This is a genomic window from Kitasatospora sp. NPDC004745, from assembly GCF_042873275.1.
Lineage (GTDB): Bacteria > Actinomycetota > Actinomycetes > Streptomycetales > Streptomycetaceae > Kitasatospora.
Genome location: NZ_JBIALK010000017.1, coordinates 111,646 through 136,070, shown reverse-complemented (window position 1 = coordinate 136,070; position 24,425 = coordinate 111,646). Strand labels below are relative to the sequence as shown.

Genomic DNA, 24,425 nt, shown 5'->3' with positions numbered 1-24,425 from the left:
CCGGAGCCCCCACACACAGAGAGATCGCCCATGGCTTCCCTCAACCAGATCTCGCCGCCCGGACAGAGCACCGGCACCGAGTCCGGCACCTCCAACCGGTCGCTCAAGCGCCACGTCGGGCTCATCGGCCTCATGTGGGCCTCGGTCGGCTCGATCATCGGCTCCGGCTGGCTGTTCGGCGCGAAGAACGCCGTCGTCGCCGCCGGGCCTGCGGCCCTCCTCTCCTGGGGCATCGGCGCAGTCGCGATCGTGCTGCTGGCCTTCGTGCACGCCGAGCTCGGCGGGATGTTCCCGGTCGCCGGTGGCACCGCGCGGTACCCGCACTACGCGTTCGGCGGCCTCGCCGGCATGTCCTTCGGCTGGTTCTCCTGGCTCCAGGCCGCCACCGTCGCCCCGATCGAGGTCGAGGCGATGATCGGCTACGCGGGCCACTGGGAGTTCGCCAAGAGCTTCCTCAACGAGAACGGCACCCTCACCACCAGCGGGTTCATCGTCGCGGTGCTCCTGATGGGCGTGTTCGTCGCCGTCAACTTCCTCGGTGTGCGGGTCCTCGCGGCCACCAACTCGATCGCGACCTGGCTCAAGATCGGCGTCCCGCTGCTCACGATCCTGGCGCTGTCGATCACCAACTTCCACTCGTCCAACTTCACCTCGCACGGCTTCGCGCCGTTCGGTGCCAAGGGCGTGCTCGCCGCGATCAGCTCCAGCGGCATCATCTTCGCGCTGCTCGGCTTCGAGCAGGCCATCCAGATCTCCGGTGAGAGCCGCAACCCCAAGCGCGACATCCCCCGCGCCGTGCTCGGCTCCGTCGCCATCGGCACCCTGATCTACGTCCTGCTGCAGGTCGCCTTCATCGGCTCGCTGCCGCTCAGCTCCTTCGCCAACGGCTGGGACAAGCTCGACTTCCCCGGCATCGAGGGCCCGTTCGCCGGTCTCGCCACCCTGGTCGGCCTCGGCTGGCTCTCCTGGGTGCTGTACTTCGACGCCATCGTCTCCCCCGGCGGCACCGGCCTGATCTACACCACCTCCACCTCGCGCATCTCCTACGGCCTGAGCAAGAACGGCTACGCGCCGCAGAAGTTCGAGCAGCTGGACAAGAACGGCGTGCCGTGGTTCGGCCTGATCATGTCCTTCATCACCGGCGTGATCTGCTTCCTGCCCTTCCCGAGCTGGCAGGAGCTGGTCGGCTTCATCACCTCCGCCAGCGTGCTGATGTACGCCGGTGCCCCGCTCGCCTTCGGCGCCCTGCGCCGCCGGCTGCCCGACCACGAGCGCTCGTACCGGCTGCCGCTCGGCGGGATCATCTCCCCGGCCGCCTTCGTGGTCTCCAGCCTCATCATCTACTGGTCCGGCTGGCACACCCTGTCCCGTCTGGGCATGGCGATCGTCCTCGGCTACCTCCTGCTCGGCGGCTACGCGGCCTACGCGATCCGCAGGGGCCTGCCGAACGCGCCGCGGCTCAGCTGGAAGTCCGCCCAGTGGCTGCCCGTCTACCTGCTGGGCCTGGGCCTGATCTCCTGGCAGGGCGGCTTCGGTGACGGCACCGGCCGGATCCCGATGTGGTGGGACATGGGCCTGGTCGCGGTGTTCGCCCTCGGCATCTACTTCTGGGCGATCCGCGTCGCCCTGCCGGCCGAGGACATCCAGCGCGAGGTCGCCGACGTCGAGGTGGTCGACGCGGGCGGTCACTGACCCCGCTGACACACCCCGAAACCCCAGGACGGGCCCGCCGGTCACACGACCGGCGGGCCCGTCCCGCGTCGTCCGCAGGGTCCGGCCCCGCGCGGCCGGTCCCGGCGGTTCGAGCCCGGGACCGGCCGGCCGGCCCGCTACAGGTCGAGCACCGCGCGCAGGGCCGCCGCGACCTCGGCCTCCGGGTCCTCGGCCGGGCCCGTCGAGCGCCAGGCCACGAAGCCGTCCGGGCGGACCAGCAGCGCGCCGTCCGAGCCGATGCCGTGCAGCCCGGCGAAGTCCCCGCCCGGCTCCGGCGCGAGGTCGTCCTCCGGTCCGTCGCCGATCCGGTAGGCCTCCAGCGGCACGACCAGCCGGTCCGCCGCCCGCCGCGCACCGGAGCGCCAGGCCCCGCCGTCCGGGCCGGTCAGCAGGACCATCGTCTGCTCGTAGAGGTCCAGCGTCGACAGCCGCACGCCCGCCCGCAGCAGCCACTGGTGCGGGGCCCGGCTGCCGGGCTCCCCGGCCACCTCGAACTGCTCGGGGACGACCGGGCCCGCCTGGTCCGTGCCGGTCACCGCGCCCGCCGGGTAGCGGTAGCCGAGCGCCACCGCCAGCACCCCGGCCTGGCGCCCGACGCCCGGGACGACCGCGTACCCGGGGTGGCTGTGCTCGGCCGAACGGGCCGAGGCCCGCTCGCCGGTCACCTGCGCGACCGGCCGGCGCTCCTGCCCGTACGTCTCCAGCAGGCCCGGGCCCGCCCAGCCGGACAGCACCGCGGCGAGCTTCCAGGCCAGGTTGTGCGCGTCCTGGATGCCGGTGTTGGAGCCGAACGCGCCGGTCGGCGACATCTCGTGCGCGGAGTCCCCGGCGAGGAAGACCCGCCCGTCGCCGTAGCGGTCGGCAACCCGCTCGGCGGCGTGCCAGGGCGCCCGGCCGGTCACCTCGACGTCGAGGTCGGGCAGGCCGACGGCGGTGCGGATGTGCCGCTCGCAGCGCTCGTCGGTGAAGGCCTCCAGCGGCTCGCCGTGCTCGGGGTGCCAGGGCGCGTGGAAGACCCACTCCTCCTGGTTGTCCACCGGCAGCAGCGCGCCGTCCGCCTCCGGGTTGGTCAGGTAGCAGGCGATGAAGTGCCGGTCGCCGACCACGTCGGCCAGCCGCTTGGCGCGGAAGGTGATGCTGACGTTGTGGAACAGCTCGCCCTTGCCGCTCTGCCCGATGCCCAGCCGCTCGCGGGCCGGGCTGCGCGGGCCGTCCGCCGCGACCAGGTACTCCGAGCGGACCACGCGCTCCTCGCCGGTCTCCCGGCTGCGCAGCACCGAGGTGACGCCCTCGGCGTCCTGCTCGAAGGAGAGCAGCTCGGTGCTGAAGCGGACGTCCCCGCCGAGGCCGCGGGCGGCCCGCAGCAGCACCGGCTCCAGGTCGTTCTGGCTGCACAGGCACCACGAGCTGGGGCTGAACCGGGCGAGCCGCCCGCCCGGGTCGATCTCCCGGAACAGCCACTCCTGCTCGTCGCCGGTCAGCGAGGGCGCCTGCAGGATGCCGTGGTTCGGCGCGAGCACCGAGGCCGCCTCCCGGATCGCCGGCTCGATCCCGGCCACCCGGTAGAGCTCCATCGTCCGGACGTTGTTGCCTCGGCCACGCGGGTGATGCGAGGTGTCGGCGTGCTTCTCGACCAGCAGGTGTCTGACACCCAGTCGGCCGAGGAAGAGCGAGGCCGACAGGCCGACCAGCGACCCGCCCACGATCAGGACCGGCACCCGGTCGTCAACCTTCGGATTCATCAATTGCTCCGCCCTGTACGGGGATTCCGCGGACCGGCGAATGGGCTCGGCGCCGCCGTCGACGGGGCCCGCACGGCCGGGGGCCCCGCTCTTCCATCCCCCGTCACGGGGCCCTTGTGCCGCCCCTTCGCTCGGATGGCCCGCAAATCTCGCGCCCCCCGGGTACGCCGCTCACGATCGAGCTCAGGCCTGGCGCCGACCGCGCGGGCCGATCGCCCACACACCGCCCTCCCCAGGCCGGGAGCACCCGCCGGACGCGGCCCGCCACGGCCCGCAGCGTGCGGCCCAGAGCAGAAAGTGGATCATGACAACTCTGTCCGAACCTCAGAGCGAGCAGCACTCCGAGTCCGACACCCGGCTCCGGGTGGTGCTGATGCTGGAGATCCAGGACGGCGCCCAGCAGCGCTTCCTCGACGTCTACGAGCAGCTGCGCCACCAGGTGGCCTCGGTGCCCGGCCATGTCAGCGACCAGCTGTGCCAGTCGATCAACGACCCCCGCCAGTGGCTGATCACCAGCGAGTGGGAGGACCAGGAGACCTTCCTGCAGTGGGTGGACAGCCCGGCCCACCGCGAGATGGTCAAGCCGATGCACGGCTGCGTCAGCGACAACTTCCGTTCGCTGCGCTACGCCATCCTGCGCGAGACCTCGGGCGGGACCTCCACCGGCACCCGGGCCCCGATGGAGGTCCCGCCCGGCCTGCCGCGCAGCGAGCCCGCCGCGCACGTCGGCCCGCCGAAGGCCGAGCCCGGCCCCGACGGCGTCGTCCGGCACGCGCTCACGTTCACCGTGAAGCCCGGCAGCGAGCCCGAGGTCGCCCGGATCCTGTCCGGCTACGCCTCCCCGCGGGCCGAGGTGGACGAGCACACCCGGCTGCGCCGCACCTCGCTGTTCATGCACGGCAACCGCGTGGTCCGGGCCGTCGAGGTGATCGGCAGCCTCGGCGACGCGCTGCGCCACGTGGCGATGCAGCCCGAGGTGCGGGCCGTCGAGGAGGCGATCAACCCGTACCTGGAGGAGCACCGCCAGCTGGGCGACCCGCAGGCCGCGCGCGCCTTCTTCGCCCGGGCCGCACTGCCCGCCAAGCACCAGGCCATCGCCAGCTCCCCCGCCGCCGCCCGGCTGCACCGGCACGCGGTGCTGTACCCCGTCCGGCCCGGCCAGGGGCGGGCCGTCGCCGAACTGCTCGCCGAGCACGACAACCTGGCCACCGCCGACCCCACCGGCCCGGTCGCCGCGGGCACCGTCTTCCAGCGGGAGGACGTCGTGGTGCGCCTGGTCGACCTGCGGGTCCCCGCCGAGGCCGACCCGGCGGCGGCCCTGGGCGTGGCCGGCGACCAGGAGGCCGCCGAGCTCTCCCGCCTGCTCGACCTCGGCCCGCAGGGTGACCTGCGCACCGTCGCCGGACTCTCCGCGGTGCTCGCCGCCCGCGCCATGAACCCGGTCACCGACCGGAGCTCCCAGGACAGCTGACGTTCCGTCATTCACTTCGGAGGAAACACCATGACCACGCAGTACCCACGGATCGTCAACGTCGACGAGGCGCCGGAGAACCGTCGACGCGGCGGCGACCTGCGCGCCATGCTCACCCCGACCACCTGCGGGGCGACCAGCGGGTTCATGGGCCTGGCGATCGTCCAGCCCGGCGAGCGGATCGGCGAGCACTACCACCCGTACTCCGAGGAGTTCGTGTTCGTGGTCTGCGGCGACCTGGAGGTGGACCTGGACGGCGAGACCCGCGTGATCAAGCCCAACCAGGGCCTGATGATCCCGATCAACATGCGCCACCGGTTCCGCAACGTCGGCGACACCGAGGCCAGGATGGTCTTCCACCTCGGCCCGCTCGCCCCGCGCCCCGAACTCGGCCACGTCGACACCGAGGAGACCGCCGCCTCCGGCCCGCCGGAACACGCCAAGGTGGCCTCGTGACGCGGCGCGTCGCCGTCACCGGGATCGGTGTGGTCGCACCCGGAGGTGTCGGGGTCCCGGCCTTCTGGGACCTCCTCACCGCCGGACGCACCGCCACCCGGGGCATCACCCTCTTCGACCCCACCGGGTTCCGCTCCCGGATCGCCGCCGAGTGCGACTTCGACCCGGCGGCGCACGGGCTGGGCCCCGACGAGGTCCAACGGGCCGACCGATACGTGCAGTTCGCGATGGTCGCGGCGGACGAGGCGATCGCCGACGCGGGCCTGGACCTGGCCGCCGAGGACCCGTGGCGGATCGCCGTCTCGCTCGGCACCGCCGTCGGCGGCACCACCCGGCTGGAGCACGACTACGCCCTGGTCAGCGCCGGCGGCGCCCGCTGGGACGTCGACCACCGCCGGGCCGAACCGCAGCTGCACCGGGCCTTCGCGCCCAGCACGCTGGCCTCCGCGGTCGCCGAACGGACCGGCGCGCACGGGCCGGTGCAGACCGTCTCGACCGGCTGCACCTCCGGCCTCGACGCGATCGGCTACGGCTTCCAGGCCGTCGAGGAGGGGCGCGCCGACATCTGCATCGCCGGCGCCTCCGACTCCCCGATCTCACCGATCACCGTCGCCTGCTTCGACGCCATCAAGGCCACCAGCGAGCGCAACGACGACCCGGCGCACGCCTCCCGCCCCTTCGACGCCCACCGGGACGGCTTCGTCCTCGGCGAGGGCGGCGCCGTCCTGGTGCTGGAGGAGCTGGAGCACGCCCGCCGCCGCGGCGCCCGGATCTACGGCGAGGTCGGCGGCTTCGCCACCTTCGGCAACGCCTACCACATGACCGGCCTCACCCAGGAGGGGCTGGAGATGTCCCGGGCGATCGACGACGCGCTCGCCCACGCCCGGGTCGACCGCACCGACGTCGACTACGTCAACGCGCACGGCTCGGGCACCAAGCAGAACGACCGGCACGAGACCGCCGCCGTGAAGCGCTCGCTCGGGGCGCACGCCTTCGGCACCCCGATGAGCTCGATCAAGTCGATGGTCGGGCACTCGCTCGGCGCGATCGGCGCCATCGAGGTGGTCGCCTGCACGCTGGCGCTGGCCCACGGCGTGGTCCCGCCGACGGCCAACTACGAGACGCCGGACCCGGAGTGCGACCTCGACTACGTGCCGCGCACCGCGCGTGAGCTGCCGCTGAGCCACATCCTCTCGGTCGGCAGCGGATTCGGCGGATTCCAGTCCGCCGTCGTGCTCAACAGAACGGGGTGAGTTCCATGACGTCACGTCAGCAGGGCCGCCGGGCGGTGGTCACCGGCCTCGGCGTGGTGGCGCCGAACGGCGTGGGGGCCGACGCCTTCTGGAAGGCCACCAGGCAGGGCGTGAGCGTCCTCGACCGGATATCCCGCGAGGGCTGCACCGGGCTGCCGCTGCGCATCGCGGGCCAGGTGCAGGACTTCGAACCGCGGGCCGCGATCGACAGCCGCTACCTGGTGCAGACCGACCGGTTCACGCACTACGCGATGGCGGCCGCCGACCTCGCGGTGGCGGACGCCGGGTTCCGGCCCGACCCCGAACAGCCCTTCGCGGTCGGCGTGGTCACCGCGGCCGGCTCCGGCGGCGGCGAGTTCGGCCAGCGCGAGCTCCAGCAGCTCTGGGGCCAGGGGCCGCAGTTCGTCGGCCCGTACCAGTCCATCGCGTGGTTCTACGCGGCCAGCACCGGCCAGATCTCGATCCGCGGCGGCTACAAGGGCCCCTGCGGGGTGGTCGCCGCCGACGAGGCCGGCGGCCTGGACGCGCTCGCGCACGCCGCCCGCTCGATCGAGCGCGGCACCGACGCGGTGGTGGTCGGCGCGGCCGAGGCCCCGCTGGCGCCGTACTCGATGGTCTGCCAGCTCGGCTACCCCGAGCTGAGCCTCGCCGACCGGCCCGAACGGGCCTACCTGCCGTTCACCGCACAGGCCTGCGGCTTCGCCCCCGCCGAGGGCGGCGCGATGCTGCTGCTGGAGGACGAGCAGGCCGCCCGGCGGCGCGGCGCCACCGTCCGGGCCCACCTGGCCGGGCACGGCGCCACCTTCTCCGGGGCCTCCCGCTGGGAGGCCTCCCGCGAGGGGCTGGCCGCCGCGATCCGGATCGCCCTGGACGAGGCCAGGACCGCGCCCGAGGAGATCGACGTGGTCTTCGCGGACGCGCTCGGCGTCCCGGCCGCCGACCGGGCCGAGGCGCTCGCCCTGGCCGACGCGCTCGGCCCGTCCGCCGAGAACGTGCCGGTCACCGCGCCCAAGTCCGGGATCGGCAGGGCCTACTGCGGCGCCCCGATGCTCGACGTGGCCGCCGCCGTCCTGGCCATGGAGGACGGCGTGCTGCCGCCCACCCCCAACGTCACCGAGGTCTGCCACGAGCTCGCCCTGGTGACCGGCCGCGCCCGCCCGGCCGAACTGCGCACCGCACTGGTGCTCAGCCGCGGGCTGATGGGCTCCAACTCCGCGCTGGTGCTCCGGCGCGGGGACGCGGCCTGAACCCCCACCGCACCACCCCAGTCTGAAGGGACACCCCCGTGAGCAACACCCTCAGCTATCCCGAACTGGCCGCCCTGATCCAGACCCGGGCCGGCGTCTCCGTCGACCCGCTGGACCTGGAGCGCCCGGGCGCCCAGTTCGACGACTTCGGCGTCGACTCGCTCGGACTGCTCGGCGTCGTCGGCGAGCTGGAGAACCGGCACAACCTCAAGGTCACCTCGGGCGCCGAGTCGGCCAAGAGCCCCGCCGAGTTCCTGGAACTGGTCAACACCTCCCTGGCCGCGAAGGCGGGTGCCTGAGATGCCCGGACACACGGACAACGAGATCGTCATCGCCGCCCCCCTGGACCTGGTCTGGGAGATCACCAACGACCTGGAGAACTGGCCGGACCTCTTCAGCGAGTACGCCTCGGTCGAGGTGCTGCAGCGCGAGGGCGACAGCGTCCGGTTCCGGCTCACCATGCACCCGGACGAGAACGGCCAGGTGTGGAGCTGGGTCTCCGAGCGCACCACCGACAAGGCCGGGCTCGCGGTGAGCGCCCGCCGGGTCGAGCCCGGCCCGTTCGAGTTCATGGACATCCGCTGGGAGTACGCCGAGGTCCCGGCCGGGACCCGGATGCGCTGGATCCAGGACTTCGCGATGAAGCCCACCGCCCCGGTCGACGACGACGGCATGGTCAACCACATCAACAAGAACTCCCGGATCCAGATGCAGCTGATCCGCGAGAAGGTCGAGAAGCGGGCGGAGGAGAAGTGACCGGGACGCACCGCGCGCTGATCGTCGCCCGGATGAAGCCGGAGGCCGCCCCGGACATCGCCGAGGTGTTCGCCGCGTCCGACCAGGGCGAACTGCCGCACCTGATCGGGGTCACCGGCCGCAGCCTCTTCCAGTTCGGTGACGTCTACCTGCACCTCATCGAGGCCGACCGCCCGCCGGGCCCGGCCGTCTCCAAGGTCGTCGGCCACCCGGAGTTCCGGTCCGTCAGCGACCGCCTGACCGCCTTCGTCCAGGCCTACGACCCCGCCACCTGGCGCGAGCCGAAGGACGCGATGGCGCGCGAGTTCTACCGCTGGGAACGCTGAGCCCGCTCACCGCTCCGCACGTCCTGGGCCCGCCCCCGGCTCTCCGCCGGGGGCGGGCCCACGCGCGCGTCCGGCACGTCCGCACCGGCCGCGGGGCGGCGCCGGACGACGGGTCCGCACCGGCCGCGGGGCCGATTCACCCGGACCGCCGGGGCACTCGGGTGAACACACCCGGGACTCCACCCGAAGGGCGCACGGAGCGTACCGGCACTGCCACGCTCCGGTGGCAGGCGGCCGCACGGTGGATGACGGTAGTTCAGGCGCACCCCTCGCGAGTCCACTTGTCCGGCGACGTGCCGGCGGTCGCGACGGGTCCGCGGATCGGAAGGATCATCCTCATGCGTTCTGCACGCACGCTGCTCACCGGAGCGGCCGTCGCCGCCGTCCTCACCGTCGGCGCCCCCATGGCCTTCGCCGACGGCTCCTCCGACCAGGGCAAGAACCTCACCTGGCAGGAGAAGTCGGACAAGAGCACCGGGACCGACAGTTCGAAGAGCTACGACGACAAGAAGGCCGGGAGCGCGCCCACCGAGGAGCACAAGGCCTCCGACGGCAAGCCCATGGACAGCAAGGGCTCCGAAGGCAAGGGCTACGAGGGCAAGGGCTCCGAGGGGAAGGGCTCGGAGGGCAAGGGCTACGAGGGCAAGGGCGAGGACTCCAAGACCCCGCACGGCGGCGTGCACACCGGCGGCGGCGGGCTGGCCCTGTCCGGCGGCGGGCTCGCCTCCGGCGCGGTGCTGCTGCTCGGCGGCCTGGGCGCCGGGGCGGTCGCGCTGCGCCGCGGCCGCCGCACCTCCGCCGGCGCCACCGCCTGACGCCGACGCTGCCGCCTCTGGGCGCCTCCCCCTCACGGGTGGGGCGCACGGGGGCGGCGCGCCGTTGCGGGGGTCCGTGAGCGCCCCCGGACGAGGAGAGACGAGGAGGAGAAGGAGCGATGGGCGGTCCCGTCTCCGGAATGCCCCGACTGCTGCGCGGGGGGATGGGCGCGGCGGCGGTCGGTCTGCTGCTGATCTACAACTCGGTGGACACCGAGCCGGCCGACGACCCGGCGGCCGCCCCGGCCGCTCCCCCGGCGGCGTCCGCACCGGCCACCCCCGGGCCGACGGCGCCCGCCGCCGCGACGTCGCCGGCCGCCGCGAAGCCGAGCCCGGCGGCCGCGCCCGCGGCACCGGCGCTGAAGCCCGCCAAGCCCACCCGGCTGCGGATCCCGCAGATCGGGGTGGACGCACCGTTCACCGAGCTGACCCTCAACGCGGCCGGCCAGCTCAACGCGCCGCCGCCGGACGACAAGAACCTGGTCGGCTGGTACCGGGACGGCGTCACCCCCGGCGAGCGCGGCAGCTCGGTGGTCGCCGGGCACGTGGACACCACCAAGGGCCCGGCGGTGTTCCTGCTGCTGAGCCTGCTGCTGCCGGGCAACAAGGTCGAGGTGACCCGCGCGGACGGCACGGTCGCGGTGTTCGCGGTGGACGAGGTGGAGACCTACGCCAAGAACGCCTTCCCCGACCAGAAGGTCTACGGGAAGACGCCCGACGCCCAGCTGCGGCTGATCACCTGCGGCGGCACCTACGACAAGAAGCGGAAGGACTACCTCGACAACGTGGTGGTCTTCGCGCACCTGGAGTCCTCGCGCAAGGCCTGACGGACCCCGGACGCGGACGACCGCCGGCCCCCGAGGGGGCCGGCGGTCGTCCGTTCCGTCGCGCGCGGGTGCCGCTCAGCCGCGCACGGTGGCCTCGAAGGCGTGCAGGTAGGGGTTGACGGGGCGGACGACCGCGACGTCCAGTCCGGCCTCCTCCATCAGTCGCACCATGCTCGCCTCGGAGTGCTTGGCGCCGCCGACGTTGAGCATCAGCAGCAGGTCCATCGCCGTGGTGAAGCGCATCGACGGGCTGTCGTCGACGAGGTTCTCCACCACCACGACCCGGGCCCCCGGACGGGCGGCGGCGACCACGTTGGCGAGGGTGCGCCGGGTGCTCTCGTCGTCCCACTCCAGGATGTTCTTGATGATGTAGAGGTCGGCGCGGACCGGGATGTCGATCCGGCAGTCGCCGGGCACCAGCCGGGCGCGGGCGGAGAACGCGCCGCCGTCCTGCAGCCGGGCGTCCGCGCCGGCGACCACCTTGGGCAGGTCCAGCAGGGTGCCGTGCAGGGCCGGGTGCTTCTCCAGCAGGCTGGCCAGGACGTGGCCCTGGCCGCCGCCGATGTCGACCACCGAGTCCACGCCGGTGAGGTCCAGGTACTCGGCGAAGTCCTGGGCGGACTGCCGGCTGGAGGTCGTCATCGCCTTGTCGAAGACCTTGGCGGAGTCGCCCCCGTCGCTGTGCAGGTAGTCGAAGAACTCCTTGCCGAACAGCTCGGGGAAGACGTTGCGGCCGGAGCGCACCGCCTCGTCCAGCTTGGGCCAGGCCTCCCAGGTCCACGGCTCGGTGCACCAGAGGGAGATGTAGCGCAGCGAGTTGGGGGCGTCCTCGCGCAGCAGCCGGGACATCTCGGTGTGCTCGAAGCGGTCGTCGGCGGTCTCGGCGAAGATGCCGTAGCAGGTGAGCGCGCGCATCAGCCGGCGCAGCTGGCGGGGCTCGGTGTCCAGGGCGGCGGCGAGGTCGGTGACGGCGGTCGGGGTGTCCCCGAGGGCGTCGGCCACGCCGAGCCGGGCGGCCGCGCGGACGGCCGCGGCGCAGGCGGCGCCGAAGACGAGCTCGCGCAGGCGCATCGCGGCCTGGGGACTGGTGGCGGGTGCGGTGGTCATGGGCGGTCTTCCTTGTCGACGGGTGGGGTGGCCGGGGTCGGGCGCGGTCCGGGTGCCGGGCCGGCGGGGCACGGGCTCAGCAGCGGCCGGAGGGCTCGGAGCGGTCGCAGGTGTTGCGGGAGAAGGTGTTGGCGCCGGCGGTGTCGCGGTCGGCGATGTCGGCCGGGCTGTTGCCGCTCAGACGGTTGTCGGAGACGGTCGCCCGGGCGTTGGAGACGCCGACGACGCTCTTGAACAGCACGATGCCGCCGGAGAAGTCCGAGCTGCCGACGTTGTCGTGCACCTCGTTGTCGGTGACCCGGGTGTCCTCGGTGCCGGTGAGCACGATGCCGGCGCCCTGGATGGCGCCCAGGCGCGGGTTGGCCGGGCAGAACCGGTTGTTGGCGACGACCCGGTTCTTCCGGACGTCGAGGTCCCCGGCCCGCGGGACGCCCTCGTCGCCGACCACGAACACGCCGCCGCAGTTGCCGGTGATCTCGTTGCCCTGGACGGCGAGCCCGCGCAGGCGGCGGACGGTGACGCCGACCCGGTTGCCGGTCAGCACGTTGCCCTCCACGACCGTCCCGCCGGTGTCGGGCGCGCCGCCCTCGCGGTAGGCGTAGTTGGCCAGGAACACGCCGGACTGGCCGTTGTCGACCGAGCGGTTGCCGACGATGGCGGCCCGGGTGGACATCTCCTGGCTGATGCCCTGCTGGGCGTTGTCGTGGACGTAGGTGGCGCGCACGGCCAGGCCGGTGGTGCCGCTGGCGTCGATGCCGTTCCTGGTGAAGCCGGTGACGGCGAGGGCCTCGACCGTGACGTCCGCCAGCGGGGCCGCCTCGGTGCCGACCACGCAGATGCCGTGCCCGGCGGTGGCGCAGGCGTTCTCCGTGCCGTCCCCGGGGGTGATCACGCTGGCCGGGCCGGAGCCCCGCAGGGTGAGGCCGGGCGTGGTGATGCGGACGCTGCCGCGGAAGGTGCCGGGGAGGAGCTGGATCGTGTCGCCGGACTTCGCGGCGTCGACGGCCTGCTGCACCGATGCGCCCGCGGGGACGAGGTGCAGCGTGCCCTGCTCGGCGGCGTGCGCCGCGGGCACGGCGGCCAGGGTGGCGAGGGCGGTGGTCAGGGCGGTGGTGGCGGCCGCGGCGGCCGCGGCGAGGTGGTGGACCCGTCGCGTGGGCATGAGTGGTGACCTGTCTCTCCGGCGCGCTCGGGGATGCGGCCGGGGCCGGCCGGGCGGCGCTGTGGTACGCGGTGTGCGGGACTGGGACCGACGCGGCGCACGCGTTGACGCGCCGTGTGCGGGTGGTGACGGCCGGTGGGTGCGGCCGAGTCGACGCTAAGGGCGGCCGGGTGGGCCCGCCACCAGGGCTGGGCTGCGGGACTGACGGGGCGTCGGCCGACCGCGTGGCCGGGGCGCGCGGCGGGGGCGCGGACGGCCGGCCAGGGCGCGCGGCGGGGGCGCGGACGGCCGGCCAGGGCGCGCGGCGGGGGCGCGGACGGCCGGCCGGGGCGCGCGGCAGGGACGGCGGGCGGCCCGCCCCGGGCCGCCCGCCACCGCCACCCGGCCGCGTGACATCCTCGGGGCCATGACCACCGCACCCACCGCGCCGCCCAGCACCGTCCGCAACCCGATCGGCGCCCACGTCCCGGTGGCCGCCCGCGGGCTCGCCGGGACGGGCCTGGCCTACGCGCGGCGGGTCGGCGCCGAGACGGTGCAGGTGTTCGTGGCCAACCCGCGCGGCTGGGCCACTCCCCCCGGCAACCCGGCCCAGGACGAGGAGTTCCGGGCCACCTGCGCCGAGCAGGGCGTCCCCGCCTGGGTGCACGCGCCCTACCTGATCAACTTCGGCTCGGACAACCCCGCCACCCGAGAACGCTCCGCCGACTCGCTGCGCCACTCCCTGCGCTGCGGGCACGCGATCGGCGCGCTCGGCGTCGTCCTGCACACAGGCTCGGCCGTCGGCACCGCGCCCGGCGGCGGCTCCCGCCGGGCCGAGGCGATGGCCCAGGTCCGGGCCGACGTGCGGCCGCTGCTGGACGAACTGGACGCCCTCGGCGAGGACGCCCCCTGGCTGCTGCTGGAGCCGACCGCCGGCCAGGGCAACTCGCTCTGCTCCCGGCTGGAGCAGCTCGCCGAGTACGTCGAGGCGCTGGACGGCCACCCCAGGGTCGGCGTCTGCCTGGACACCTGCCACGCCTTCGCCGCCGGCCACGACCTCGCGGAGCCCGGCGGCGTCACGGCCGCGCTCGACGCGCTGGCCGCCGCGGCCGGCCCGGGCCGGCTGCGGCTCATCCACGCCAACGACTCCGAGGACGTCGTCGGCGCCCGCAAGGACCGGCACGCCAACATCGGCGCCGGGATGATCGGCGCGGAGCCGTTCCGCGAGCTGTTCGAGCACCCGGAGACGGCGGGCGTCCCGCTGGTCGTGGAGACCCCGGACCGCAAGCACGGCGGGGACGGCACCGGGCACGCGGCCGACATCGCCGTGCTCAAGGAGCTGCGCGACCGGGCCGCCGTCCACGTCTGACCCACCCGGGCTGCCGGGCGCCGCCACCGGTGCGAGGCTGGAGCGCGTACCGCCTCCGGCCCTGTGGGGGACTTCCCATGAGTGAGCGTTGCCAGCGAGACGTCCGACGGTGCGCGCGGGCGCAGGCCCCGGCCGTACCGGGCCGACCGGGCACCGGGGAGCGCCGATGAGCCCGGCCGGGCGGCTCGCCGCCCTGCCGTGCGGGCGCCGGGGCAAGTGGGTGGTGCTCGGCCTGTGGCTGGTGCTGCTGATCGCCACCGGCCCGCTCGCCGGGAAGCTGATGGGCGCCGAGGACAACCAGGCCTCCAGCTGGCTGCCCGGCGACGCCGAGTCCACCCAGGTGCTCACCGAACAGCGGGCCTTCCAGCCGGTGGACACCGCGCAGGCGGTGGTGGTGTACCAGCGGCCGGGCGGCATCACCCCGGCCGACCGGGCCGAGGCCGCCCGCGACGCCACGGCCTTCGCCTCCGCCCCGCACGTGGTCGGGCCGGTGGTCGGCCCGGTGGTGTCGGCCGACGGCCAGGCCATGCAGACCATCGTGCCGGTCGACATCGGCACCAACGGCTGGAACGACCTCAAGCCCGCCGTCGACAGCATGCGCAGCACGGCCGCCGACGGCAGCAACGGCATGACCACCCACGTGACCGGCCCCGCCGGGGTCGGCGCCGACCAGGCCGAGGCCTTCGCGGGCATCGACGGCACCCTGCTCGCCGCCACCGTCAGCGTGGTGATCGTCCTGCTGCTGCTCACCTACCGCAGCCCGGTGCTGTGGGCGCTGCCGCTGGTCTCCGCCGCCGGCGCGCTGATCGTCTCCCAGGCGATCATCTACCTGCTCGCCGAACACACCGGACTGACCGTCAACGCGCAGAGCGCCGGCATCCTGATCGTGCTGGTCCTCGGCGCCGGGACGGACTACGCGCTGCTGCTCACCGCCCGCTACCGCGAGGAGCTGCGCCGGCACGAGGACCGGCACGAGGCGATGGCCTTCGCCCTGCACCGGGCCGGGCCCGCCATCCTCGCCTCCTCGGCGACGGTGGTCGCCTCGATGCTCTGCCTGCTGATCGCCGAGATGAACTCCACCAGCGGCCTCGGACCGGTCTGCGCGATCGGCGTGCTCGTCGCCCTGGTCGCCATGCTGACCCTGCTGCCGGCCCTGCTGGTGATCGCCGGACGGTGGGTGTTCTGGCCGGTCAAGCCCGACTTCGACACCCCGGAACCGACCAGGACCGGCCGCTGGGCGCACATAGGGGCGTGGATCGGCCGCCGGCCGCGCACCGTCTGGATCGGCACCGCGTTGGCCCTCGCGGCCTGCTGCATCGGGCTGGTCTCGCTCAACGCGACCGGGCTCAGCACGGCCGGGAGCTTCACCGGCACACCGGACTCGGTGGTCGGCCAGCAGGTGCTGGAACAGCACTTCCCCGGCGGGACGGGTGCGCCGCTGACGATCATCTCGACCGAGGCCGGGGCCCCGGCCGTCCGGGCCGCCGCCGGAGCGACCGCCGGCGTGGCGGCCACCTCACCGCCGGTCGCCCACGAGGGGCAGGCGCTGTTCCAGGCCACGCTCACCGACCCGCCGGACAGCCAGGCCGCCAAGGACACCGTCGACCGGGTGCGGGCCTCCGTCCACGCCGTCCCGGGCGCGGACGCCAAGGTCGGCGGCAGCACGGCGGTCATCCTGGACGCCGGGCGCGCCGCCGCCGCCGACAACCGGGCGATCATCCCGCTGGTGCTCGGGGTGGTGCTGGTCATCCTGACCATCCTGCTCCGGGCGCTCACCGGGCCGCTGGTGCTGATCGCCACCGTGGTGCTGTCCTTCGCCGCGACGCTCGGGATCAGCGCCTTCTTCTTCGAGCACGTCTTCCACTTCGAGGGCCAGGACAACGCGTTCCCGCTGTTCGTGTTCGTCTTCCTCGTCGCCCTGGGGATCGACTACAACATCTTCCTGATGACGCGCGTCCGGGAGGAGGCCGTCCACCACGGCACCCGGCAGGGGGCGCTGACCGGCCTGTCCGCCACCGGTGGGGTGATCACCTCGGCCGGCCTGATCCTGGCCAGCACCTTCGCCGTGCTCGGCACGCTGCCGGTGGTGGGCTTCGCCGAGATCGGGTTCGCGGTGGCGCTGGGCGTCCTGATCGACACCCTGGTGGTGCGGTCGGTGCTGGTCACCGCGCTCACCATGGACATCGACCGGCACATGTGGTGGCCCAGCCGGCTCTCCCGGACGACGGGGCCGGGCGAGCGCGTCCCGGTCGAACAGGTGTGAGCCGGAACGCCGCGGCGGCCCGGCGGGGGTGACCGGAGGACCCCGCGGGAGGACGGCGGCGGCCCGGCGGGGGTAGCCGGAGCGGCGCCCCCGCCGGACAGGCGTGAGCCCGGGGACCGCGCGGCGGTCCCCGGGCTCAGCCGATCACGAGCGGTCAGCCGCCGATCTCGAACTCGTCCTCGTGCTGGTGGGCGTTGAGCCAGTTGGCGTGCGGGCCGAACAGGCCGACACCAGCCGAACCCGACTCCAGGCTGGCCGAGCTCGACGAGCCGGACGCGTGGTGACCGCCCGCCACGGCCGCGGTCGGCACCGCGACGACGGCGCCGACGACCGCCGTGACCACGGCGAGCTTGCGGATGTTCCCACGAAGCGACATCTGATGTCCTCTTGGTTGGTGTCTGGTCCTCGCCCCGGGCCCCCGACCGACCGGTGGACCGTTCGACGGCGCGGGCGGACGCCCCCACGGGGAGGCGCCGCGCCAAGGTTTGCACACGAATCCGCACATTCCGCACGGAACCGCAACCGGACTGGGGCATCCGGGTGATGACGCCCCTCCCCCGAGTGAACGCCTTCGGACACCCGGGCGCAGCGCGGCCGAGGCGGTCGGCCGGCCCGGGGCGCTCCCGCCGTCCGCACGGTCACGAGGGAACCGGTCCCGGGTCGCGGCGGCGTCCGCCGACGCCTCGCGCCGATCCCGCCGCCCCCACCGCTCGCGCCGATCCCACGGCTTCCACCGCTCGCGCCGCGGTCGGCGCGCGCTCGGCCGCGCGGCCGTCTCCCGTGCCGTAAGCCCCAATTGTCCCGGTCCGCACCGGAGGTCACCAGGAATTTCCCGTCCCGGGTCTACCCGCGTAGCCAAAGGGCCGACACACTAGCGCACGCAACTCACCAGTTTTTACTATCTGATGACGGAGCGTTCGCCATGGCCCCCTCCATATCCATCCGCCGGTTCCTGACCACGGCCCCCGCCGTCGCCGCGCTCACCGCCGCCACCGTGCTCACCGCGGTCGCCCCCGCCCAGGCCGCGCTGCCCACCCCGATATCCGCCGCCACCGCCCGCAGTTACCTCGCCGGGATGCCCGCCACCGCCGAGACCCACGGCGACAGCTACGACCGGACGCTGTTCCCGGCCTGGATCACCATCAGCGGCACCTGCGACACCCGCGAGTGGATCGTCAAGCGCGACGGCAGCAACGTCACCACCGACACCTCCTGCAAGGCCACCGGCGGCAGTTGGTCCTCCGTCTACGACAACGCCACCACCACCAACCCGTCGTCCTTCGACGTCGACCACCTGGTGCCGCTGGCGGAGGCCTGGGCCTCCGGGGCGTGGGCCTGGACCACCGCCCAGCGCCAGGCGTTCGCCAACGACGTCAGCCGGCCGCAGCTCCTCCTGGTCTCCGCGAGCAGCAACCGTTCCAAGGGCGACCGCGACCCCGCCGAGTGGCTGCCCCAGGCCTCGTACCAGTGCACGTACGCCCGGGCCTGGGTGCAGGTCAAGCAGTACTACAACCTCACCGTGGACAGCGCCGAGAAGACCGCGCTGACCGGCATCCTCAACAACTGCTGACGCCCCACCCGCACTTCCGGCCCGGCGCGGACCCCCGCACCGGGCCGGTGGCACGTCCCGGACCGCCGCGCGTCCCACGCCGCCGTCCCGGGACGCTCCGGGGACCGTCCCGGGACGGCGAACCGTGGTGGCCGGGGCCCTGCCGCTCCTAGCGTGGCGAGCGAAGGGTCCGCCGAGGGGGCGGACCGCACGAACCCCGAGGAGAACCGTGGTGATCCGTACCCTGGCCAAGCGCGCCGCCGTGGTGGCGGCGGCCTCCGCCGTCACCGTGACGATGCTGGCCGGCACCGCGAGCGCCAACACGCAGGTCGGCTACGTCGGTGACCACCAGGCCAACAACTGGACGGCGGTGTGGTGCGTCCAGCACGACATCAACCACTTCGCCCAGAACAGCTGGTACCCGCACATCGACGAGGACGGCTACTGGGGCCCCAAGACCAAGAACGCGGTGGTCTGGTTCCAGGGCCGGCTGATCAGCGGCGCCAAGTACGCCGACGGCATCGTGGGCCCGCGCACCGGGGACCTCCTGCTCGGCTACGGCGACGAGGACCAGGACGCCAAGTGCCGCGCCGCGCTGCCCACTTCCTCCTGACCGGAGCACGACGCGACGGCTGAGCCCGCTCCGCCCCGCCCCACCCGGGGCAGCGGCGCGGCCGATGCCGCCGCCCACGCACGCCGGTCGGCCGGGCGGCTCCCGGCCGACCGGCCCCCCGCACCGGACCCGCCGCCCCCGCGCCACCGACCGGCCGGGGGCGGCGGCCTTCCCGCCCACCTCCCGACAGCCAGGAAACAGGTACCACCCGATGACCCAGGACACCGCCCCGTCCCTCCCCGGCCGCCGTTCCGTCCTGGCCGGCGCGCTCGCGCTCGGCACCGGCGCCCTGCTCGGCACCACCCTGCCCGCCACGGCGGCCCAGGCCGCCACCGCCCGGCAGACCGCCACCGGACCGACGATCGCCGACACCGGCACGTGGGGCGCCCGCCCGTCCAGCAGCCCGATCAACGTGCTGGCCGGCGCGCCCGACAAGGTGATCGTGCACCACACCGCGACCGCCAACACCACGGACTACTCGCAGGCCGCCGCGTTCTCCCTGGCCCGCTCCATGCAGACCTACCAGATGGACAGCGAGGGCTGGATCGACACCGGCCAGCACTTCACCGTCAGCCGCGGCGGCTACGTCGTCGAGGGCCGCCACAACAGCCTCTCCACGCTGCGCAGCGGCACCCAGCACGTGGAGTCGGCGCACTGCACGTCGCAGAACACGGTGGCCATCGGCATCGAGAACGAGGGCACCTACAGCACCGTCGACCCGCGCAGCGAGCAGTACACCGCGCTCGTCGGCCTGATCACCTACATCTGCCAGCAGTACGGGCTGCGCGCCTACCAGGTCTACGGCCACCGGGACTTCAACAACACCGAGTGCCCGGGCGACCGCCTCTACGCGCTCATCCCGCAGATCCGCCGCGACGTGGCCGCGCGGATCGGCGGGGACCCGACCGGACCGGTGTGGCCGATGCTCTCCAACGGCGCCTCCGGGGAGAAGGTCAAGACCCTCCAGTACCTGCTGGTGCAGCACGGCGCGACCCTGACGGTGGACGGCTCCTACGGCCCCGCCACGCAGGCCGCCGTCACCGCCTTCCAGAACACCACGCACGCCGCCGCCGACGGCGTCGCCGGCAACCAGACGTGGAGCCAGGCCGTCTCCCCGCTCACCCGCGGCGCCTCCGGCAGCGCGGTGACCGCCGTGCAGAGCCAGCTCGTCGCGCACGGCGTCGCGCTGACGGTCGACGGCTCCTTCGGGCCGGGCACCCAGGCCGGCGTGGTGACCTTCCAGAAGTCGGCGGGCCTGCCCGCGGACGGCGTGGTGGACGCCCGCACCTGGAGCCGGCTGCTCGCCTGACACCCCGCTCCCCTCACCGTTCCCCCGCCCCGCACGGACTCCGACGCCGTGCGGGGCGGGCCGCGTCGGCGCCCGAACCGGCCTGGTCAGCAGCTGTCTCCACCGAACCGGCCGGGGTGTCTCCACCCGCAGGTGGGACGTCCCAGGGACGCCGTGAAGCCTGGTGGGACGCCCCGGCGGCACGGAGAGTTGGCGGCACCGCCTGATCACCCGACAGGCACCCGGAGGGGATGACCGTGATACGAATCTCGGCCGCGCGCGGAGCCGCCGCAGCCACCCTGGCCTTCGTCACCCTGGCCCTGCTGCCCGCCCAGGCACAGGCGCAGGACTCGACCACCTGGGTCCAGCGCAACCTGGCCGGCATCGGCTACCTGCCCGCCAGCGGCGTCGACGGCACCTACGGCCCGAACACCAAGGCCGCGGTGCGCAGCTTCCAGCACGACAACGGGCTCGACGAGGACGGCGTCTACGGCGCGCGCACCGAACTCGCCCTGCACAACAAGGTCGCCGAGGTCCAGCGGGCCGTCGGCACGAGCGCCGACGGCGCCTACGGCCAGGGGACGGCCGGCGCCGTCACCAGCTGGCAGGGCGGCCACAGCCTGGACGCCGACGGCGTCGCCGGACCGGCCACCATGAACGCGCTGCACGTCGCCCGGACGGTGCAGATCACCGCCCAGTGGAAGTTCGGCAGCCACGGCTGGAGCGTCAACGGCCAGTTCGGCTGCCTGGACCAGATCTACGTCCACGAGAGCGGCTGGAAGGTCTACGCGACCAACCCGTCCTCCGGTGCGTACGGCATCCCGCAGGCGCTGCCGGGCACCAAGATGGCCTCCGCCGGCTCCGACTGGCAGACCAACCCGGCCACCCAGCTGGCCTGGGGCCTGGACTACATCAAGAGCCGCTACGGCGACCCGTGCTCGGCGTGGAGCTTCTGGCAGTCCCACAACTGGTACTGACCGGACGGGCATGACGCCCGCACCCTCCTGCACCTCCCGCACCTCCCGCACCTCCCGCAGCTCCCCGGGCCCGCCCGGGGAGCTCCCGGCCGCAACCGGACCGGCACCGCCCACGGAACACTCCCCGAGGAGACCGATGTGAACAGCACTCCCCTCGACCGCCGCTCGCTGCTGCGCTACGGCACCGGCGCGGTAGCCGCAGCCGGAATCGCGGCGCTCACCGACGTGGCTCTCGCCCGCCCCGCGGCCGCCTACGGGTGGTCCGGCAACCTCGGCCAGGGCTCGTCCGGCGCCGCCGTGACCGAGCTCCAGATCCGCGTGGCGGGCTGGGCGGCGGACTCCGCCTCCCAGACCTACGTGGCCGTGGACGGCTCCTTCGGGCCCGGCACGGCCGCCGCCGTGCGCCGCTTCCAGGCCGCGTACGGGCTGAGCGCCGACGGCGTGGCCGGCCCGCAGACCTTCGGGGCGCTGAACGCGCTCGAGAAGTCGGACGGCTCGACCGCCCACTTCAACTGGTCGGAGTTCACCAGCCACGACGGCGCGGGCTTCGGCGGCGGAAACGTCGGCTCCGGCGAGGTGCGGGAGAACGTCCGACGCACCATGTACAAGCTGGAGGCGCTGCGGAAGAAGGCCGGCGACCGGTCGATCACCGTCAACTCCGGATTCCGCAGCACCTCGTACAACGCCCAGGTCGGCGGCGCGGCCAACTCGATGCACACCTACGGCGTCGCCGCGGACATCGCCGTGTCGGGCCTCTCCACGCTCGCCGTCTACCGGATCGCCGAGACCTGCGGCTTCTCCGGCCTCGAGACGTACACCGTCTCGTGGCAGCACGTGGACAGCCGTGTCGAGCACGGCTCCTACGGGTCGGGCTCCTGGTGGTGGCAGGACGGCGTCGCCTGACGCCCCGGCCCCTGCCCTGCCCCGCGCGGGGCGTGCGACGCGAGCGGCCCGTGGGCCCCGACCCCTCGCAGGGGGTCGGGGCCCACGGGCTTCGCGCGTGCGGCGCTCGCGGCGCCGGCGGCGCCTCGGGTGCGTGCGGCGCGGGCCGCGCGGCGGTCAGGCCCCGCGGCGGAACACCCGCCTGCCGGTGACGGCCAGTGCCACCCCCGCCGCGACCGTCAGGCCGAGCGGGACGGGCGTCCGCAGCAGGTACCCCAGCCGGCCGTCAGTGCGCGCTGCCCACACACTGCCGCCGGCTCCGACCGCCGCGGGCCCGGCCGCCGCCCTGCCCTCGGCCGCACCGCCGGCCGCTCCGCCGCCCGGCTCCCCGTGAGCCGTGCGGCAGGCCTCCGCCCTGTTCCAGAGGTCGAGCAGACGCCCCGTGTCGCCCGCGCAGACGCCGGCGATGCTCTCCACGGCGTCCCGCGGCGGGAACTGCTTGCCGTTCACCCACCGCTCCCACGAGGACTTCGCGTAGTGCGTGCGTTCGCTGATCCCCGCGTACGTCAGGCCTGACCTGGCCTTCAGCAGCTGGAGTTCCCTGGTGAGCTCCCCGGCCGGGGCCGGAGTCGTGTTCTCGGCTGCCTGTCGGCTGCCCATGCTGTGTCCCCCGCTTCGTTCTGACGTGATCCGAGGTGATCGGTGTGGTGTCGTGAGGCCGTCGTCCCCGTCCTTCCGTCGGCGGCCCCTGCTCATCAGAGTGCTCTCCCCGGCTCCGGTGTTACCGGCAGGTTCAACTTTGCGACATCGGCAGGGCAGATTCGAGCCGCCGTCCGGCGCCCCACCCGTCTCCGGGACGTCTCACCGCCCCGAGCTGCGACTTGAGACGCCGACCCGGATCAAGTTGAGACACCACCGGCATACGGAGGGTGACGCTCCGTCCCCGGATCGACCGGACACGACCGGGTTCGACCGGGATCGAGCGGTCTCGACCGAGCTCCACCGGGAGGGATCGAAGACGGTCCGAATACCTCCGCTTTACGAAGTAGCCTGAAAGGCGATCAGTTTTCCCGCGCCCCGCGCCGACACGTCCCACGAGGTAATCACGCCATGAGCAAGGGCTGGCAGCCGTTCCCTGACGATCTCTCGGACGAATCCCGGGCACTGGCCGAAGAGCTCCGCGCGGTCAAGGACGCGCACCGGCTGTCCTTCGCCGACCTCGGGCGCAGGACCGGCCTCAGCAAGGCCTCCTGGGAGCGGTGGACGAACGGGAAGCGCCTCATCGGCGAGCAGGCCCTGGACGCGCTGATCGCCGCGGTGGAGTGCGACGGCGACCGGCTGCACGCGCTGCTGCGCCGGGCCGAGGCCGCCCGGCAGCCGGGGTCCGCCGATCCCGGGGAGTCCGGCGCGGCGGCCGACGGGCGGTCCGACGGGCGGTCCGTCGGGCAGTCCGACGGGCGATCCGCCGCGGAGCCGGTAGCCGAAGCCGTGCCGGCCGTGGCGGCCGTGGTCGCCCCGCCGGTGGTCGCCCGCCGGTGGCGGCCCGCCGCCCTGCTGGGCCTCGCGGTCGCCGCCGTGCTCGCCCTCCTCGCCGTCCTCTCCCCCGGCGACCGGGGCGACCGGCAGGACCGGGCGGCCCCGCCGCCACCGGCGACCGCCACGGACACCGGACCGGCACCGCTGTGCCAGGGCACGGGGTGCGAGGGCAAGGACCCGCACGCCATGGGGTGCGACGCCGACGAGCGCACCGTGATGACCGGCAACGTGGGCAAGGTGATCCTCTACGTCCACTACAGCCACCGCTGCCGCGCCGCCTGGGCCGGGATCACCGACGGCGGCCCGGGCGACAGCGCCACCATCACCACCGGCACCGGCCTGCACGAGACCGCCCTCATCCACTGGGGCTACGACAACTACTCGGCCATGGTCGACGCGAGCCCCGCCGACACCACCCTGCGCGTGTGCGGCACCCAGCAGAACGGCAGCGCCTGCACCGAGACCGTCAGCGACCCGGCCACCCGGGCCGCCGTCCTGACGCGGTCCGCCGACCCGGAGGCCGCACCCACCGGCCGGTGACCCCGGGCGTCCCCGGGAAGCCGTCCCCGTCCCAAGGGACGCCCGGACGTCCGGCGCCGGGTCCGCCCTCCGGCCGCCCGCCCGCCGTCGGGACCTGCGGCCACGGCGCTCCCACCACCCGCTGACGACCCATCGGTCGGCAGGTGGTCCGCACACCCGCCCCGGGCCGTTCCCGCTCCCCGGGGCCGGCGAGCGCCTCCTGACCCGAACGGGTCCGGTCGGCGGGCGGGCCGACGGGACGGGTCCTAGGTTGCGGTGTGTGGGGGTTACCTGAGCGAGAGGTGTCGACTGGCATGGCTGGCAAGTTCGAGCTGTACACGGACGAGAGCGGGATGCACCGGTTCCGGCTCAAGGCGAGCAACGGGACCATCGTGGTCACCGGCGACCCGCAGGAGAGCAAGGACGACTGCCTCAGGAGCATCGAGTCGATCCGCAAGCTCGCCCCGTACGCGGAGCTCAAGGAGTCCGCCGGGTCCCTCTGAGGCGGTGCGGCACGGGAACGCGGGTCGGCGGTGCAAATCGCCGACCCGCGTTCGCTTGTTCGACAGATCCCT

At 74.1% G+C, this 24,425-nt stretch carries 24 protein-coding genes; 19 read left to right on the top strand and 5 right to left on the bottom strand.

Features of this window, described 5'->3' with window-relative positions; all coding sequences use genetic code 11:
* Positions 1 to 30: 30 nt before the first annotated feature.
* Positions 31 to 1,692, top strand: coding sequence for an APC family permease (locus ACFYUY_RS25625; protein WP_360211334.1), 1,662 nt, complete (start codon positions 31 to 33; stop codon positions 1,690 to 1,692).
* 137 nt (positions 1,693 to 1,829) lie between these two features.
* On the opposite strand, the gene ACFYUY_RS25620 is transcribed toward ACFYUY_RS25625, so the two are convergent.
* Positions 1,830 to 3,455: an FAD-dependent monooxygenase gene (locus ACFYUY_RS25620; RefSeq protein WP_360211336.1), complete on the bottom strand. Its 1,626-nt coding sequence runs from the start codon at positions 3,453 to 3,455 to the stop codon at positions 1,830 to 1,832.
* Between the two features lie 304 nt (positions 3,456 to 3,759).
* Between ACFYUY_RS25620 and ACFYUY_RS25615 the strand changes: the two genes are divergently transcribed.
* The 9 genes from ACFYUY_RS25615 (at position 3,760) to ACFYUY_RS25575 (ending at position 10,606) form a co-directional block, all read left to right on the top strand.
* The gene (locus tag ACFYUY_RS25615) at positions 3,760 to 4,926 is read left to right on the top strand and encodes a SchA/CurD-like domain-containing protein (RefSeq protein ID WP_360211338.1); all 1,167 of its coding nucleotides are present in this window, start codon (positions 3,760 to 3,762) and stop codon (positions 4,924 to 4,926) included.
* 30 nt (positions 4,927 to 4,956) lie between these two features.
* A complete protein-coding gene (locus ACFYUY_RS25610; RefSeq protein WP_360211340.1) occupies positions 4,957 to 5,382 on the top strand; it encodes a cupin domain-containing protein in 426 nt (141 codons plus the stop codon).
* Entirely contained in the window at positions 5,379 to 6,635 is a 1,257-nt protein-coding gene (locus ACFYUY_RS25605) for a beta-ketoacyl-[acyl-carrier-protein] synthase family protein (RefSeq protein ID WP_360211342.1), read from the top strand. Before ACFYUY_RS25610 ends, ACFYUY_RS25605 begins: the two co-directional genes overlap by 4 nt.
* 5 nt (positions 6,636 to 6,640) lie before the next feature.
* Positions 6,641 to 7,882 (top strand): beta-ketoacyl synthase N-terminal-like domain-containing protein, encoded by a 1,242-nt coding sequence (locus ACFYUY_RS25600; RefSeq protein ID WP_387903986.1) that lies wholly within the window; start codon positions 6,641 to 6,643, stop codon positions 7,880 to 7,882.
* Between the two features lie 38 nt (positions 7,883 to 7,920).
* Entirely contained in the window at positions 7,921 to 8,181 is a 261-nt protein-coding gene (locus ACFYUY_RS25595) for an acyl carrier protein (protein WP_360211346.1), read from the top strand.
* A 1-nt stretch (position 8,182) separates the two neighbouring features.
* Complete coding sequence (locus ACFYUY_RS25590; protein ID WP_360211348.1) at positions 8,183 to 8,638, top strand: SRPBCC family protein; 456 nt, start codon at positions 8,183 to 8,185, stop codon at positions 8,636 to 8,638.
* Positions 8,635 to 8,964, top strand: a complete 330-nt coding sequence (locus ACFYUY_RS25585) for a TcmI family type II polyketide cyclase (protein ID WP_360211350.1) — start codon at positions 8,635 to 8,637, stop codon at positions 8,962 to 8,964. Before ACFYUY_RS25590 ends, ACFYUY_RS25585 begins: the two co-directional genes overlap by 4 nt.
* Before the next feature lie 338 nt (positions 8,965 to 9,302).
* On the top strand, positions 9,303 to 9,779 hold the full coding sequence (locus ACFYUY_RS25580) for a hypothetical protein (RefSeq protein WP_360211352.1): 477 nt from the start codon (positions 9,303 to 9,305) through the stop codon (positions 9,777 to 9,779).
* Between the two features lie 119 nt (positions 9,780 to 9,898).
* Positions 9,899 to 10,606, top strand: a complete 708-nt coding sequence (locus tag ACFYUY_RS25575) for a class F sortase (protein WP_360211354.1) — start codon at positions 9,899 to 9,901, stop codon at positions 10,604 to 10,606.
* Between the two features lie 75 nt (positions 10,607 to 10,681).
* Here ACFYUY_RS25575 and ACFYUY_RS25570 read toward each other — a convergent pair whose 3' ends face one another.
* Both ACFYUY_RS25570 and ACFYUY_RS25565 read right to left on the bottom strand, forming a co-directional pair.
* Complete coding sequence (locus ACFYUY_RS25570; protein ID WP_387903982.1) at positions 10,682 to 11,713, bottom strand: methyltransferase; 1,032 nt, start codon at positions 11,711 to 11,713, stop codon at positions 10,682 to 10,684.
* A gap of 76 nt (positions 11,714 to 11,789) precedes the next feature.
* Positions 11,790 to 12,875 (bottom strand): nitrous oxide reductase family maturation protein NosD, encoded by a 1,086-nt coding sequence (locus ACFYUY_RS25565; protein WP_387903979.1) that lies wholly within the window; start codon positions 12,873 to 12,875, stop codon positions 11,790 to 11,792.
* Between the two features lie 406 nt (positions 12,876 to 13,281).
* Between ACFYUY_RS25565 and ACFYUY_RS25560 the strand changes: the two genes are divergently transcribed.
* Both ACFYUY_RS25560 and ACFYUY_RS25555 read left to right on the top strand, forming a co-directional pair.
* Positions 13,282 to 14,223 (top strand): deoxyribonuclease IV, encoded by a 942-nt coding sequence (locus ACFYUY_RS25560; RefSeq protein WP_387903977.1) that lies wholly within the window; start codon positions 13,282 to 13,284, stop codon positions 14,221 to 14,223.
* Between the two features lie 166 nt (positions 14,224 to 14,389).
* On the top strand, positions 14,390 to 16,486 hold the full coding sequence (locus tag ACFYUY_RS25555) for an MMPL family transporter (protein ID WP_387903974.1): 2,097 nt from the start codon (positions 14,390 to 14,392) through the stop codon (positions 16,484 to 16,486).
* A gap of 154 nt (positions 16,487 to 16,640) precedes the next feature.
* On the opposite strand, the gene ACFYUY_RS25550 is transcribed toward ACFYUY_RS25555, so the two are convergent.
* Positions 16,641 to 16,862: a hypothetical protein gene (locus ACFYUY_RS25550; protein WP_360211364.1), complete on the bottom strand. Its 222-nt coding sequence runs from the start codon at positions 16,860 to 16,862 to the stop codon at positions 16,641 to 16,643.
* A gap of 546 nt (positions 16,863 to 17,408) precedes the next feature.
* Between ACFYUY_RS25550 and ACFYUY_RS25545 the strand changes: the two genes are divergently transcribed.
* The 5 genes from ACFYUY_RS25545 to ACFYUY_RS25525 all read left to right on the top strand — a co-directional run bounded on the left by ACFYUY_RS25545 (position 17,409) and on the right by ACFYUY_RS25525 (position 21,816).
* Positions 17,409 to 18,056, top strand: a complete 648-nt coding sequence (locus ACFYUY_RS25545) for an HNH endonuclease family protein (protein WP_360211366.1) — start codon at positions 17,409 to 17,411, stop codon at positions 18,054 to 18,056.
* A gap of 211 nt (positions 18,057 to 18,267) precedes the next feature.
* Complete coding sequence (locus tag ACFYUY_RS25540; protein WP_387903971.1) at positions 18,268 to 18,648, top strand: peptidoglycan-binding protein; 381 nt, start codon at positions 18,268 to 18,270, stop codon at positions 18,646 to 18,648.
* Positions 18,649 to 18,859: 211 nt separating this feature from the next.
* A complete protein-coding gene (locus tag ACFYUY_RS25535; protein ID WP_360211370.1) occupies positions 18,860 to 19,957 on the top strand; it encodes an N-acetylmuramoyl-L-alanine amidase in 1,098 nt (365 codons plus the stop codon).
* Between the two features lie 230 nt (positions 19,958 to 20,187).
* Positions 20,188 to 20,913, top strand: coding sequence for a peptidoglycan-binding protein (locus ACFYUY_RS25530; RefSeq protein ID WP_360211372.1), 726 nt, complete (start codon positions 20,188 to 20,190; stop codon positions 20,911 to 20,913).
* A gap of 138 nt (positions 20,914 to 21,051) precedes the next feature.
* A complete protein-coding gene (locus ACFYUY_RS25525) occupies positions 21,052 to 21,816 on the top strand; it encodes a D-Ala-D-Ala carboxypeptidase family metallohydrolase (RefSeq protein WP_387903968.1) in 765 nt (254 codons plus the stop codon).
* A 156-nt stretch (positions 21,817 to 21,972) separates the two neighbouring features.
* Here ACFYUY_RS25525 and ACFYUY_RS25520 read toward each other — a convergent pair whose 3' ends face one another.
* A complete protein-coding gene (locus tag ACFYUY_RS25520; protein WP_387903965.1) occupies positions 21,973 to 22,455 on the bottom strand; it encodes a helix-turn-helix domain-containing protein in 483 nt (160 codons plus the stop codon).
* 450 nt (positions 22,456 to 22,905) lie between these two features.
* Between ACFYUY_RS25520 and ACFYUY_RS25515 the strand changes: the two genes are divergently transcribed.
* Both ACFYUY_RS25515 and ACFYUY_RS25510 read left to right on the top strand, forming a co-directional pair.
* Positions 22,906 to 23,871, top strand: a complete 966-nt coding sequence (locus ACFYUY_RS25515) for a DUF2690 domain-containing protein (protein WP_387903962.1) — start codon at positions 22,906 to 22,908, stop codon at positions 23,869 to 23,871.
* A 293-nt stretch (positions 23,872 to 24,164) separates the two neighbouring features.
* Positions 24,165 to 24,353: a DUF1508 domain-containing protein gene (locus ACFYUY_RS25510; protein WP_360211380.1), complete on the top strand. Its 189-nt coding sequence runs from the start codon at positions 24,165 to 24,167 to the stop codon at positions 24,351 to 24,353.
* Positions 24,354 to 24,425 lie beyond the last annotated feature (72 nt).